The following is a 13,146-nucleotide window of genomic DNA, read 5'->3' as shown; positions in this document are numbered from 1 at the left end:
GACTATGAGCCGAAACGTTGCATCTGCGTTGCATCGGCACCGAGGCGCCGGTCGAGCACCCGGATCTTGGCTTCGATCTGCGCATATAGGGGCGAATCGCGGTCGACGGTGGACCGGTAGGCGGCCCACGCGGCGGCGTCGTCGCGGCCCTCGGGCCCCGCTGTCCACCGGCGCAGCACGGCGGCGTCGCGCGAGGCGAGCACCGCGGTCCGCAAGCGCACCCGCAGCTCGTCGCGGATGTCGCAGATGCCCGGCGCGGCGGAGCGCGGCAGCACCGGCCCCGCGTACAAGCGCAATGCGGATTCGATATCACCGGTGTCGAGCGCGGCCCGCAGGGCCTCCACATCGGTTGCGACATGCACGCGCAGACGGTATGGGCGCGATCCGACCACACTCGGGCCGACCACCGACCGCAGCCGCGACATCGCGGCCCGGATGGTGCCGTTGTCCAGATCGGTGTCGTCGAGCAGCAGCGCCAGATGATCGGCGCCCAGCCCCTCCGGATGCTCGGTGAGCAACAGCAGGATCTCGGCATGCCGTTGCGACAGCGACACCCGCTCCCCCGCCACACTCAGCTGCGGCTGGCCGAGCCCGAGGACATCGAGGCCGAGCCGGGCCGGGGGGTTGTCGGCGGGATCGGTGGCATCGGGCGCGGGCGCCGGGACCTCGCGGCCCGCGCGCATGGCCCGCAGGACCAGGTCCATTTCGGCGGCCGTCGCCGCGGCTTTCACCAGCGCGAGGATTTCCGGCTTGGCCACCCGCATTCCCCCGGCAATCATCAGCACGCCGATCAACCGGCCGTCCGGCTCGTGCACGGGGGCCGCGGCGCCGGTGATCTGGTGCATGCGATGCAGGAAATGCTCGGGTCCGTGGATCCAGGTGGCGCGGCCGCTGCGCACGACGAGGCCGACCGCGTTGGTACCGACCCGGCGCTCGCTGAGGTCGTCGCCCTCGCGCACGCCGATCTCCGCGACCGCCGCGACCTGCTCGGGATGACCGTGCACCGAGAGCACCCGGCCGAACTGATCGGCCACCGTCACAATGAGTCCAGCCCGCGCCGCGTCCTGGACCAGCAGTTTGTCGATCAGCGGCATGAGCGCCGCGATCGGATGGGCATCGCGATACCGCACCAGGTCGGCGCCGCGCAGACCGCGACCGTCGACTACATCCGTCGGATCGACACCACCGCGCACACTGCGCAACCAGGATTCGAGAACGAGCGGACGCAACAGGCCGGCCAGCTGAGTCAGCTGTTCACCACCGGCACTGAGAAATCCATGGGCCTGTGCGGCATAGGCTTCCAGAGCTCCGAGCTGTGCGCCCGACTCCGCCGCCTGCCGTGGGGGCCGCCCACCTGCAAGATTGCTGACCATTTGCCTTTCTTTCCCGATACAAACTGTACCGGTGACATATGGCAACAACTGTCAGAAGCGGGGGTTTGTCCGGCAGGTCACATCGTGGTATCAGATGTCACTTCGTCACATCGCGAGCAGATCGGCTATCGCTGCGGCGAGCGTCACTACAGTGACCTGCGGTCCGCGGCTGAGCGGCACCGGCACGATCGACAGGTCCACGACCATAAGGTCGTCGATGCCGTGCACGCGAGCCCCCTCGTCGACCACCGCGCGCTCGTCGTTCGCGGGTCCCATCCGGCAGGTGCCGGAAAGATGCTGGGAGGTTCCCAGGTGCCCGCGCAGCCAGGCGTCATCGACTGATCCGGGCCGCAGACCGAACAGTTCCGCCGCGATCTCGACACCCGCGCGCAGCCGTTCCCGGTCATCGGCGGCACTCAAGTAGCCCTGATCGATCCGGGGTGCGACAGCTGGGTCGGCGGAGGTCAGGGTGAGTTCGCCGGAGGATTCCGGGCGCATGAGGGCCACCCCGAGCCTGCACAGGCCGGGAGTGAACGCGGGGGTATAGGGACGCAGCTCGAGGTCGTCGAGTTCGAGGACGTATTCGAGGGCAGCGGTGGGCCGCGCGGGGGGTTGCCCGGGGAACTCGAGACCGATCTCGGGATGGTCGGTGCACCAGCGGCCGACCGGGGCGGGCCGGACCACGCGCAGGCCGAGGGAGCGGAGCTGTCGCTCGGGGCCGATGCCGGAGCGGATGAGCAGCGCGGCGGATTCGATCGCCCCCGCGCACAGGACCACACGGTCGGCGTAGGCCGTGCCGCGCTCGCGGCCGCGCGACCACTCGACCCCGATTGCCCTGGTTCCGCGCACGAGCACGCGCGTCACCGTGGTCGCACCGGTGACCGTCAGGTTCGGGCGGGACAGCGCGGGATAGAGATGAGTGAGCGCGGGGCCGCGGCGTTGTCCGTTCGACATGGCCAGCGGCACCCGGCCGAAGCCGACCGGCGCATGACCTCGTGACCGTGCGCCCGAAGATGCCCGGTCCGGGGAAAGGCGCGCGTGTCCTCGGGCACCCGCCGCGTCGTCGGCAGGCGGTGCGCTGGCTCGGCCGTAGGCGCGCATTGGTTCGGCGGTGGCGTTGAGGTCGGGGATCTCGGCGAAACCGGCTGCGACGCAGCGTTCGGCGAACTCGGTGCTGAACGGGGCCGGGTCGGCGACTCTCCGGACCGGGATCGGGCCGTGGTCGCCGTGGCCGGGCTCGGTGCCGAAGTCCAGGTCGTGTTCGAGTTCGCGGAAATAGCGCGCGATCGTGTCGTACGACCAGCGTGCGCTGTGCGCCACCGCGCTCCAGGCCGCGAGGTCGGTAGCGGGCGGCCGGATGAAGTAGCTGCCGTTGATGGCGCCGGATCCGCCGATCAGCTTGCCACGCACCAGGTTTCCGGGGTAGCGCCACACGACGGCGGATTCCGGTCCGAGCGGGAGATGGCCGGGGTCGAGCAGGGCGGCCGGGATCTGGGCGGCGGTGGGCCAGACCGGTCCGGCCTCCAGGACCAGCACCTCGTGGCCGGGGTCGGCGCTGAGCCGGGCCGCGAGCACGCACCCGGCCGAGCCCGCGCCGACGACGAGCGTGCGCGTCACGGGGCGGGACTCAGTTCGACGAGGTACTCGGCTTGAGCGCTTCGAAGCTGCGGGCGCGCACGGCGCCCAGCCACAGGCCGGTGCCGTAGGCGACGTCGTCGATGCGCTTGTAGGCCACGTAGCGCACCGGGTCCAGGCCGCCCGCGTCGCGGTGGGTGAACCAGTCGGCCAGGCCGTCGGCCAGGGCCATGGTGATCGCGATCTTCCTGATCCGGCGCGAGGCGAGCACCGCCAGCAACGTCACCGGCCAGTAGTCGCGACACATCGCCGAGGCCAGCCGCCACATGCCCGCGAAATAGCCGCGCGCCAGATAGACCGCCGCGATGCGGGTGGGGTTGTCGAGTTCGGTGAACACGCGGCGCAATTTGATCAGCGCCGAGCACAGGGTCACCAGGCCGCCGAGCAGTCCCCATTTGGACAGCGTCGCGAACAACAGGCTGGCCAGCACCGTCCAGGTCGGCACCGACAGCGGCGAGACCAGGCCCGAATGCCGTTTGCCCAGCGGTGCGGCGCCGGTGCCGTAGAACAGCTTTCGCCCGAACCAGGCGCGGAAGGCGACGCGGTGGTCGTGGGCCACGTGCGCGGCGGGCTCGTAGCGCAGCCGCCAGCCCGCGCGTTCCAGCCGCCAGCACAGGTCGACATCCTCGGCGACCTGCATGGACTCGTCGAACCCGCCCTCGCCCAGCAGCGCCGCCCGGCGCGCGAGCAGCGCGGCGCTGGGCACATAGGAGACGATGCCGCGCGCGTGCACCGCCGACTCACGCCGCCCCAGATCCAGCGAGGACCGGGTGTGCTCGTAGCGGGCCAGCGCGTTGGACGCCTTGTCCAGCGCGACGATGCGCGGCGCGACCAGCGCCACCTGCGGATCGCTGAAGTGCCCGAGCATCACCTCGAGCCAGCCGCTGCGCGGCACCACATCGGAGTCCAGGAAGGCGACGAACTCGGTTGTCGCCGCCCGCAACCCGGCATTCCGGGCGGCGGCGGGACCGAGCGGGGACTCGTGCCGCAGCACCGTCACCTGGCCGCGGCCCTGGCGCGGCGGAATGCGCACCGGCTCGTCGGAGCCGTCGTCGACGACGATCACATTGTGGCCGCGCAGGGTGGCCAGCAGCCGCAGTACGCCGTCGGCGTTGTTGTAGAGCGGGATGACGACGGTGATGTCGTCGAGCGAGGGCAGCAGCCGCGGACGCGGGTTCGCCACGCCGGAGTCGAGCAGCCGGCGCGCGACCATCGCGGACTTGGTGTCGGTGACCTCCAGGTACCCGTCGCCGATCAGCTCGGCGGCCTCCGGGGCCAGGCGCAGCATCCGGGCCGGTGTTCCACCGATCAGGATCCGGCCCCCGGAAAATGCGCGTACCCGTGGATCGATCCGTACCCCGAAGCCGTCGGGCAGACGATCATGGCGCATTCCTCGCATGCTATGCGCAGTTGGGCTTCCAGACATCATCACCCCACAAAAAAGGAGGAAAGTCCGCCTGAAATCCGCCCGTGACCGGTTGCCGGACAGGCGAACAAGATCGGCAGCGCACTTTCGGCAACCGGCGTGTCTACCCGAGCGGACTCTCGTTGCAGGCCTTGGCTGGCGCGCGCTTGACTGTCAAGGGCAGTGACAGTCGGCCACGGGTGCGCACCGGGCGCGAATGATCCACCGCCGGGCGCGGAATCGTGCGGCCCGGCATCGCCAGCGCCGCTTCGCCGTAGCCCTGCACGCATTCCGGGTCGGGTCCGTTGGCGGGCAGACCGGTGAAGAACTTGGCGGCCATGCAGCCGCCACGGCAGGCGTCGTAGTGGTCGCACTTGGTGCAGGCGCCGCCGTCGACCGGCTCACGCAGCTCGCCGAACAGTTCCGAGGTGGTCCAGACCGCGTCGAAACCGCCGTCGGCGACGATGTTTCCGGCCTTGAACCGGTCGTGGATGGCGAACGGGCAGGCGTAGACGTCACCGACCGGGTCGACCAGGCAGACCACCCGGCCCGCGCCGCACATATTCAGGCCGGGCAGTGCAGAGCCGAAGGCGGACAGATGGAAGAAGGAGTCGCCGGTGAGCACGCCGTCGCCGTTGCGGACCAGCCACTCGTAGAGCTCGCGCTGCTGTTCGGGCAGCGGGTGCAGCTCGTCCCAGACGTCGGCGCCGCGACCGGAGGGGCGCAGCCGGGTCAGGCGCAGGGTGGCGCCGTAACGGTCGGCGATGGCCTTGAATTCGTCGAGCTGGGCGATGTTGTGGCGGGTCGCGACGACCGAGAGTTTCGCGTCCTTGAAGCCCGCGGCGGCCAGGTTGGACAGGGCCTTGATGGCGGTGTCGTAGGAGCCGGGGCCGCGCACGTGGTCGTTGACCTCGGCGGTCGCGCCGTCCAGGGAGATCTGCACGTCGACGTAGTCGCTGGCGGCCAGCCGCGCGGCGACCTCCTCGTTGATCCGAACGCCGTTGGTGGAGAACTTGACTCCCACGTGGTGGGCGGTCGCGTAGTCGACCAGCTCCCAGAAGTCCGGCCGCACGGTCGGTTCGCCGCCGCCGATATTGACGTAGAAGATCTGCATGCGCTCGAACTCGTCGATCAGCGCCTTGCACTGCTCGGTGGTCAGCTCATTCGGGTCGCGGCGGCCCGAGGAGGACAGGCAGTGCACGCAGGACAGGTTGCACGCGTAGGTGAGTTCCCAGGTGAGGCAGATCGGCGCGGCCAGACCGGATTCGAAGCGGTCGATGAGCCTGCCGCCCTGGGTGGTGTCGGTGGAGGCAGGCATGCGCACGGGCGTCACCGGGGTGACCGGGCCCGGGGCGGGCACGATCATGTCGGTGTCGGCCAGCTGGGCCAGCGCCTTGATGTGGGTGTCGGACGCGCCGACGCCCTTGGCGCGCAGCGCCTCGCGCACCGAGGCGTGCGCGGGCAGCGACTGCACCACGTCGACCAGATCGCGGCTCTTGAGGAACGAGAGCTTGCGGGTGCCGAAGTGGTACAGCAGCGCGCCGAAGGATTCCGGGCGCAGCGAGACGCGCGGATGCAGCGCCCAGCGGGTGTCGAGATCGAGCACGCCTGCCTCCATGGTCAGTAGACGCCGCACATGCCGTCGATGCTGACCTCTTCGATCAGCGTCTCGGTGACCAGGTCTTCCTCGGTCTCGACGGTCGCGCGCGTGGCGTTCTCGGGCATGACTACCTCCAGTGTGTTGCCGGTCACCACGGACCTTAACGTCAGTCACTGCCATAAAGGGGCGGAATCGGAAAATCCGGCTGTCCGCGCACTCCTGGCCCGCACGATCCCCGCAGCGCCCCCGCCGGGTGTGACGCACCTCTAGACTTCGCACAGCAGGACGGGAAGGGGCCGGTCGGGCCCCGGTGGCAGTAGAGGTGAGGCAGAGGCTTGCGTAACCACGGCGGGGCGGGGAGCGGCGCGAATTCCACGCTCTCGGAATCGGAGATCGTTGAAGCGGCTTTGCGCGTGGTGCGCGAGGACGGTGTGGAGAAGCTGTCCATGCGGCGGCTCTCGCGCGAGCTCGGTGTCTCGCCGATGGCCCCGTACTACTACGTGGCCGACAAGCGCGAACTGCTGGACCTGGTGGCCAGCGCCGCGCTGGCCGGGGTGCGCAAGCCGCCGCGCGAGTCGGGGCCGTGGCAGGTGCGCCTGCGCGATCTCATCGATCAGATAGACGATAAACTGCGCAGGCATCCCGGCCTGGGCGACATCCTGCTCGAGCAGATGCTCGGCAAGCAGCTCGACCTGATCGACGCGGTGATGGAGATCCTGTTCGACGCGGGCTTCAGCGACCGCAACGTGCTGGCCGCGTACGCGACCATCCACACCTACCTGTTCGGCCGCAGCCGGGTGAATCCGCGTGACCGTTCCGCCCCGGCGGACGTCGCGCTGCCCGAGGCGGTGGCCAGGGCCACGAAGTACATGAGCGACCTGCGCGGCAAGTACTCCTACGACTTCGGGATGGAGGTGCTGGTCGCCGGACTCGAGGCACAGCTTGCAGTGCAGGCGCGTCCCGACCTAGCATGAAACTGAAACACGTTCTAGTTTTGTTCGAGAGGACGACATGACCACAGTCGAGGTTCCGCACGGTTCGCGCTCGGTGGTGCTGCGGGTGGCCGCGGTGATCGCCGAAACGGCCGATACCCACTCCGTGGTCTTCGAGGTGCCCGCCGAGCTCCGCGACAAGATGGCCTACACCCCCGGCCAGTTCCTGACCCTGCGCATCCCCAGCGAGCAGACCGGCTCGGTCGCGCGCTGCTACTCGCTGGCCAGCTCGCCGTTCACCGACGATCTGCCCAAGGTGACGGTCAAGCGCACCGAGGGTGGCTACGGCTCGAACTGGCTGTGCGACAACGTCTCCGCGGGCGACGAGATCGAGGTGCTGCCGCCGTCGGGCGTGTTCACCCCCAAGAACCTCGACGAGAACCTGCTGCTGTTCGGCGCGGGCAGCGGCATCACGCCGGTGATGTCGATCCTGAAGTCGGCGCTGTCGCAGGGCTCGGGCAAGGTGGTGCTGGTCTACGCCAATCGCGATGTCGACTCGGTGATCTTCGCCGGTGAGCTGCGCGAACTGGTCGGCAAGCACCCGCAGCGGCTGACCGTCATCCACTGGCTCGAGCCGCTCCAGGGCCTGCCGACGGCCGACATGCTGGCCGGGCTGGTGGCGCCCTACACCGCCTACGAGGCGTTCATGTGCGGGCCCAAGCCGTTCATGGACCTGGTGCACGACACCCTGGCCCAGCTCGACGTGCCGCGCGCCCGCACGCACGCCGAGATCTTCAACTCCCTGGCCGGTGACCCGTTCGCCGATCACGCCCCGGCCGAGGTCAGCGACGAGGAGGCCGCCGACGCGGCCACCGTCGAGGTGGAGCTGGACGGGCAGGTGCACGAGCTGTCCTGGCCGCGCAAGCAGACCCTGGTCGACATCATGCTCGACAAGGGCCTGGACGTGCCCTACTCCTGCCAGGAGGGCGAGTGCGGGTCGTGTGCCTGCACCGTGCTCGAGGGCAAGGTCGAGATGGGCAACGCGGAGATCCTCGATCCCGAGGACATCGAGAACGGGTACATCCTGGGCTGCCAGGCGCGCCCGGTCACCGATCACCTCAAGATCCAGTTCTAGGCCGAGCCGCCGGATCGCGCGGGCGACGCTCGCTCTACGCAGTAGGCCGAGGTCAGCGCATCGCACGGTAGGCGGCTCGCTGGTCCGGGGGCAGGTGTTCGGTCGCGTAGCTCAGCGCGGTGCGGCCCATCGCCGCCGCGTTGGTATCGAGGAAACCGGTGAGCGCGGTCCGGTCGACGCGCTTGCCGACCTCGCGCAGCATCCAGCCGAGAGCCTTCTGGATGAGGTCGCGGCGGTCGTCGAGCAGCGTCGCCGCCAGTTCGAGGGTGGTGCTCGGGTCGCCCGCCTTGATGAAGGTGAAGGTAGACAGCAGCGCCACCCGCCGCTCCCACAGCGAATCCCGCCGCGCCAGTTCGAACAGCAGGGTACGGTCCCGGTCGAGCAGCCAGGGCCCGATGATGTGTTCGGCGGAGGCATCGACCAGGTCCCAGTTGTTCACTCGACCCCGCCGGACGGCGGCCAAGTAGAACTCGACGATCCGTGCGCGGGCGTCGTCGTCGCGGGTGCGCGGTTTCGAGGCCGCGGCGAAGCGGGCATTCAGGATGAGCAGGGCGGCCAAGCGTTCCTCGTGGACGGGGCTGTCGAGGAGTTCGCCGATCTGATCCAGTGGCAGCGTGGCGAACTGTTTGGCGACCTTGCGGGTGGCGGGCACGCGGACACCGAGGAAGACATCGCCCTCCCCATACTCACCGGGGCCTGTTTTGAAGAAGCGTCGCAGGTGCTCGGCGTCGGCGGGGTCGGCGTGCATGGCGAGCGCCGCGCGGACGTCAGCGGCGACAGGCAGTTCTGACACGAACCCTCCCAACGTCGGCGGAATCTCTCGCATTCAACACCGACGGACCGACATCCCGCCGCCGACATCCCGGCTGACGCGGCCCCACCCCGCCACGCGCCGCACTCTCACCCGCACGACACCGCACCTACCCAACGCGGCCCACGCGCAGCGGCTCGGGCGCGGGGTGGCGCTATTCTGCGAGGGCGCCGAGTAGGCGGCCGGATTCGAAAGTCGCGGCGCTCGCGGGCAATTCGCCCACCCGACCGCTGGTGCGCACGGTGCCGGTGCCGGTGCCGGTGCTCGGGCGGCCGAGTTCGTCCATCTTGCGGATGGTCTGGGCGGCCACGGCCTGGGCGCTGTCGAACAGGCGCACACCGTCGGGCAGGGCGGCGACGATGGCGTCGACGACCAGCGGGTAGTGGGTGCAGCCCAGGACGACGCCTTCGACGTCGGCGGGGGTGCGGGCGGCGGCGTCGGCGATGGAGTCGCGGATGGCGGGCAGGTCGCCGCGGTCGATGGCGTCGGCCAGGCCGTGGCAGGCCACGCCGACGACCTTGGCGTCACCGGCGAACCGGGCGATCAGGTCGGCCTGGTAGCGGCTGGCGGTGGTCGCCGCCGTCGCCCAGACCGCCACCGAGCGGCACTGCGCGGCGGCCGGCTTGATCGCGGGCACGGTCCCGATCACCGGCACCGTCTCCCCCACCGCCGCGCGCACGTGGTCCAGCGCCGTCACACTCGCGGTATTGCACGGCAGCACGATCACCTCGGCACCGAGCTCGAGCGCCTGCCGGGCCGCGCCGAGCACCCGCTCGACCACCCAGTCCTCCGGCTTGGGGCCCCACGGCGCGCCGTCGGGGTCGAGCAGGAGCAGCAGATCCACATCGGGCCGCAGCTTGCGCAACCACGCGGCCGTCGGCAGCAGGCCGAGGCCGGAATCGATGAGCGCGACGATCACCGGTCCACCGTATTACAGGGCCCCGCGTCGGCCCGCCGCGACCACGGTCACACCAGCTCGATCTCGTCGAAGCCGACCGTCATGGTGTGTCTGCGTTCGCGCAGCACGCCGCCTTCGCGGTGCGTGGTGCCCTCCGCGAAGGTCAGCCGCACCGTCGACCGCCGGGCGTCGACCTCCTGGACGACACCGCAGATGCCACCGAACGGCCCCGACGGGAACTCCACCACATCGCCTGCCGAGTACTTCGTAATCCCCACGCCGCCAGGGTAATCCGGATCAGCCCGCGGCGGCGAGGAGATCGGCGACCGGGGTCGCGGTGGTGAGCTTGGCGCGCAGTTTCATCACCTGGGCGGTCATGCCCGCGCCCAGGACGGCGGTGAGGATGCCGTCGCGGGAGTAGTAGGCGAGGAACTTGCGGCCATCGTCGGTGACGATCGTGACGTCGTCGGCCGGGGACGGGGTGCCCAGGGCCTGGATCTTGAGGTCGTACTGGTCGCTCCAGAAGTACGGCACCCGGGCCGCGGTCGGGGGCGCGCCGCCGAGCAGGGCGGTGACCAGCAGTTTCGCCTGCTCGCCCGCGCTGGTCCAGTGCTCGACGCGCTTGCGGACGCCGGTGTCGTGCTGCCAGGCGGCGACATCGCCGACCGCCCACACGCCCTCGGCCGAGGTGCGGCCGACCTCGTCGGCGAGCACGCCGCCCCCCGCCGCGCGCTCGGCCAGTTCGATGCCGGACCCGGCCAGCCAGTCGGTGACCGGGACCGAGCCGACGCCGAGCACCACCAGGTCGGCGGCGATCTCCGAACCGTCGGTGAGGACGGCGCCGCGCACCCGGTTCGCGTCGTCGACGGTCAGCGTGTCCACGCCGAGCCCGCAACGCAGGTCGACGCCCTCGCCGCTGTGCAGGCGGGCCACCAGGGCGCCGATCTGCTCGCCGAGCACCGAGGCCAGCGGGGTGGGCTGCGGCTCCACCACCGTGACCGCCACGCCCGCGGCGCGGAAGCTGGCGGCCAGCTCGCAGCCGATGAAACCGGCGCCGATGACGAGGGCGCGGTCGGCCCCGTCGAGTTCCGCGCGCAGGGTGGCGGCGTCCTCGTGGGCGCGCAGCACGTGCACCCCGGCCACCTCGGGCAGGCCGGGCAGGCGGCGCGGGCGCAGGCCGGTGGCGATGATGAGCTGGTCGTAGCCGAGGGTGCTGCCGTCGGCCAGGGTGACGGTGCGGGCGGCGGTGTCGACGCCGGTCACCGCGGTCCCCAGGCGCAGCTCGATGTTCTTCTCCGCGAAGAACTCCGGCGGGCGCAGGGTGGTGTCGTCGGTCTCGCCGCGGACGAACTGCTTGGACAGCGGCGGGCGGTCGTAGGGTGGGCGGGCCTCGTCACCGAGCAGCACCACCTCACCCTCGTAGCCCGCTCGGCGCAGTTCTTCTGCCGTGCGCAGGCCTGCCAGACCCGCGCCGACGATCACGATGGGGGCGCTCATAACTGTGTCCTCTCGGCATGCACGCCCGCCCTGCGTGCTCGCGCGAGCCACCGCCGCCGAGAGCCGGACCATGCTGTCTCGATTCGGCATGCTCGGGCGCCCTACGTGGTTACGCAGGCTGCCGCCTCCGGGCGCTGACCGAGCATGCCATGTTCTTGTGTCGCGGGCCACTACGGCCCCGAAATCTTTGTACCAGTGCGCACCGCCACAGGTGACACCCACGTCGCAACCCAACCGTGCCGATTCCGGTATCGACCGGGCGGTCAATCAGGAGTAGACCGAGGTCAGAAGGATTTTTCGGCTCATCTAGGAGGCACACCCCATGTTCACCGACAGCCGCGCACAGGATTTTCTCGCCGTCGTGCTCGGCGCTTTCACCGCGCTGTCTCCGTTGTGGGTCAGCACCAACGACAACGCCCGCTGGACTCTCATCGTGCTCGGCGTCCTCATCGCCGCGACGGGACTGGTCCAGATGGCACGGGCGAGCATGTCCAGCGCCGACTACGCGATGGGCCTGTTCGGCGTTCTGCTGTTCATCTCGCCGTGGGTGATGGACTTCACCGCCTTCCGCGGCGCATCCTGGACCGCATGGGTGGTCGGGGTCGTGACGGCGGTGGTGGCGGTCGCCGCGCTGCCCGCGATGAACGCGCGCTTGCACAACATGGCACCGCATCACTGATGCCGGGCCGACGCGCCGGGCGCCGCAGCGCGAAACGCGACGGCGACGCCCGGCAACTCATCTTGGATGCCGCCGAAACCCTGTTCGCCGCCCAGGGTTTCGACGCCACCCCCACCGCGGCCCTGGCCGCGGCCGCCGGGGTGCCCAAGGGCCTGGTCTTCTACTACTTCCCCACCAAGAACGCGATCCTGTCCGCGCTCATGCGCGAACGCGTCCCCGAGCATCCGATCGAGGACCTGCACACCGTGGTCGCCCCCGGCGATCCCGCCGCCAGCCTGATCAACCTCGACACCGCCCTCAACCTGCGCGACCACCACTCCTCGGTGCTGCGGGTGATCATGTGGCGCGAAGCCGACACCCACCCCGACGTCCGCCGCCGCCTGCGCCAGCTCCGCGATCAGCTCCTCGACGTCACCGCCCGCGTCCTGCAGGACAGCGTCCCCACCCCCATCCGCCCCGCCACCCTGCACGCCTGCGCCGCCGCCTGGGTCTCGGCCATGTTCGCCATCGCCAGCACCGACCGCCTGCACGCCCTCGACGACCTCCCCGTCCCCACCTCCGACGACCTCCTCAACGTCGCCCAGGTGGTCGCCGCGGGCATGTCCCACCTGGGCTGAGCGATACCTGGCACCGCCAAGACCCCCGCGGCAACCGCCCCGACAGCCACGCCGAATTCTCCCTGGGCCCCGAACAACTCGCCTGGACCACCGACCCCGCCCTCGGCGAAATCGACTACCCGGACGGTGACGTCCATCCCGCGCCGGTGGTCATCGATGTTCTCCGCCGGTCCACCGACATCCTCGCCATCTAGACTCGGGACTCCCTACTGGGCGATGTCGGGTGGCGGCACCGGGCCCAGATCTGCTTCCGGATCGCGGGTGACGAGATCGAGCAGGGCGGGGTCGGCGTACAGTTCCGCGCTGTGTCGCCATTGGGTGAGCAGGATCGCCAGCGGCGCCAGATTCTCCAGTGCCGCAGCGCCGTTCGCGACAGCGACCAGTTCGGCGAGGAAGGCCTCGCGATCGGATTCCGGCAGGAATGTCACCCAGGGCACGGCCGACGGCAGCGCGGCCCGCACCGCTTCAGCACCCAGCTGGCCGATCAATCCCGCGAGCAGCCGTGCGGTGAAGTCGACAACTTGCGCTTCGGCGTACATCTGATCCACCCGCATCAGCGCGAGA

14 protein-coding genes are annotated in these 13,146 nt (G+C 70.2%); 4 read left to right on the top strand and 10 right to left on the bottom strand.

The window, feature by feature from the left end:
* Positions 1–2: 2 nt before the first annotated feature.
* The 5 genes from WA675_RS11985 to mftA all read right to left on the bottom strand — a co-directional run bounded on the left by WA675_RS11985 (position 3) and on the right by mftA (position 6,138).
* Positions 3–1,373, bottom strand: a complete 1,371-nt coding sequence (locus WA675_RS11985; protein ID WP_336084314.1) for a GAF domain-containing protein — start codon at positions 1,371–1,373, stop codon at positions 3–5.
* Positions 1,374–1,478: 105 nt separating this feature from the next.
* Complete coding sequence (locus tag WA675_RS11980; protein ID WP_336084313.1) at positions 1,479–2,990, bottom strand: GMC family oxidoreductase N-terminal domain-containing protein; 1,512 nt, start codon at positions 2,988–2,990, stop codon at positions 1,479–1,481.
* A gap of 10 nt (positions 2,991–3,000) precedes the next feature.
* Positions 3,001–4,398, bottom strand: a complete 1,398-nt coding sequence (gene mftF / locus WA675_RS11975; RefSeq protein WP_336084312.1) for a mycofactocin biosynthesis glycosyltransferase MftF — start codon at positions 4,396–4,398, stop codon at positions 3,001–3,003.
* Between the two features lie 139 nt (positions 4,399–4,537).
* Positions 4,538–6,019 carry a mycofactocin radical SAM maturase gene (gene mftC / locus WA675_RS11970; protein ID WP_442945611.1) on the bottom strand — a complete coding sequence of 494 codons (1,482 nt, stop codon included), beginning with the start codon at positions 6,017–6,019 and terminating at the stop codon, positions 4,538–4,540.
* A gap of 14 nt (positions 6,020–6,033) precedes the next feature.
* Entirely contained in the window at positions 6,034–6,138 is a 105-nt protein-coding gene (gene mftA, locus WA675_RS11965; protein WP_278261447.1) for a mycofactocin precursor MftA, read from the bottom strand.
* Positions 6,139–6,348: 210 nt separating this feature from the next.
* Between mftA and mftR2 the strand changes: the two genes are divergently transcribed.
* Both mftR2 and WA675_RS11955 read left to right on the top strand, forming a co-directional pair.
* Entirely contained in the window at positions 6,349–6,987 is a 639-nt protein-coding gene (mftR2, locus tag WA675_RS11960; protein ID WP_336084311.1) for a mycofactocin system transcriptional regulator MftR2, read from the top strand.
* A 37-nt stretch (positions 6,988–7,024) separates the two neighbouring features.
* Positions 7,025–8,080 (top strand): ferredoxin--NADP reductase, encoded by a 1,056-nt coding sequence (locus WA675_RS11955; protein ID WP_336084310.1) that lies wholly within the window; start codon positions 7,025–7,027, stop codon positions 8,078–8,080.
* A gap of 52 nt (positions 8,081–8,132) precedes the next feature.
* Here WA675_RS11955 and WA675_RS11950 read toward each other — a convergent pair whose 3' ends face one another.
* The 4 genes from WA675_RS11950 to WA675_RS11935 all read right to left on the bottom strand — a co-directional run bounded on the left by WA675_RS11950 (position 8,133) and on the right by WA675_RS11935 (position 11,286).
* A complete protein-coding gene (locus tag WA675_RS11950) occupies positions 8,133–8,906 on the bottom strand; it encodes a DNA alkylation repair protein (protein WP_336084309.1) in 774 nt (257 codons plus the stop codon).
* A 139-nt stretch (positions 8,907–9,045) separates the two neighbouring features.
* Positions 9,046–9,810 carry a glutamate racemase gene (locus tag WA675_RS11945; RefSeq protein WP_336084308.1) on the bottom strand — a complete coding sequence of 255 codons (765 nt, stop codon included), beginning with the start codon at positions 9,808–9,810 and terminating at the stop codon, positions 9,046–9,048.
* A gap of 47 nt (positions 9,811–9,857) precedes the next feature.
* On the bottom strand, positions 9,858–10,067 hold the full coding sequence (locus tag WA675_RS11940) for a hypothetical protein (protein ID WP_336084307.1): 210 nt from the start codon (positions 10,065–10,067) through the stop codon (positions 9,858–9,860).
* 19 nt (positions 10,068–10,086) lie between these two features.
* A complete protein-coding gene (locus tag WA675_RS11935; protein WP_336084306.1) occupies positions 10,087–11,286 on the bottom strand; it encodes an NAD(P)/FAD-dependent oxidoreductase in 1,200 nt (399 codons plus the stop codon).
* Between the two features lie 322 nt (positions 11,287–11,608).
* On the opposite strand from WA675_RS11935, the gene WA675_RS11930 reads away from it, so the two are divergent.
* Both WA675_RS11930 and WA675_RS11925 read left to right on the top strand, forming a co-directional pair.
* A complete protein-coding gene (locus tag WA675_RS11930; RefSeq protein WP_336084305.1) occupies positions 11,609–11,965 on the top strand; it encodes an SPW repeat domain-containing protein in 357 nt (118 codons plus the stop codon).
* Positions 11,965–12,582, top strand: coding sequence for a TetR/AcrR family transcriptional regulator (locus WA675_RS11925; protein WP_336084304.1), 618 nt, complete (start codon positions 11,965–11,967; stop codon positions 12,580–12,582). The genes WA675_RS11930 and WA675_RS11925 overlap by 1 nt, the downstream gene beginning before the upstream one ends.
* A 206-nt stretch (positions 12,583–12,788) precedes the next feature.
* On the opposite strand, the gene WA675_RS11920 is transcribed toward WA675_RS11925, so the two are convergent.
* Positions 12,789–13,136: a hypothetical protein gene (locus WA675_RS11920; RefSeq protein ID WP_336084303.1), complete on the bottom strand. Its 348-nt coding sequence runs from the start codon at positions 13,134–13,136 to the stop codon at positions 12,789–12,791.
* Positions 13,137–13,146 lie beyond the last annotated feature (10 nt).

Source organism: Nocardia sp. SSK8 (assembly GCF_037034205.1).
Classification (GTDB): Bacteria; Actinomycetota; Actinomycetes; order Mycobacteriales; family Mycobacteriaceae; genus Nocardia.
This window is presented reverse-complemented; position numbering and strand designations above follow the sequence as displayed.

Coding starts and splice junctions, on each gene's coding strand:
- WA675_RS11985 (WP_336084314.1), bottom strand. CDS start 1,373: ATGGTCAGCAATCTTGCAGGTGGGCGGCCCCCACGGCAGGCGGCGGAG.
- mftF (WP_336084312.1), bottom strand. CDS start 4,398: ATGCGCCATGATCGTCTGCCCGACGGCTTCGGGGTACGGATCGATCCA.
- mftA (WP_278261447.1), bottom strand. CDS start 6,138: ATGCCCGAGAACGCCACGCGCGCGACCGTCGAGACCGAGGAAGACCTG.
- WA675_RS11955 (WP_336084310.1), top strand. CDS start 7,025: ATGACCACAGTCGAGGTTCCGCACGGTTCGCGCTCGGTGGTGCTGCGG.
- WA675_RS11950 (WP_336084309.1), bottom strand. CDS start 8,906: ATGCGAGAGATTCCGCCGACGTTGGGAGGGTTCGTGTCAGAACTGCCT.
- WA675_RS11935 (WP_336084306.1), bottom strand. CDS start 11,286: ATGAGCGCCCCCATCGTGATCGTCGGCGCGGGTCTGGCAGGCCTGCGC.
- WA675_RS11930 (WP_336084305.1), top strand. CDS start 11,609: ATGTTCACCGACAGCCGCGCACAGGATTTTCTCGCCGTCGTGCTCGGC.
- WA675_RS11925 (WP_336084304.1), top strand. CDS start 11,965: ATGCCGGGCCGACGCGCCGGGCGCCGCAGCGCGAAACGCGACGGCGAC.
- WA675_RS11920 (WP_336084303.1), bottom strand. CDS start 13,136: ATGCGGGTGGATCAGATGTACGCCGAAGCGCAAGTTGTCGACTTCACC.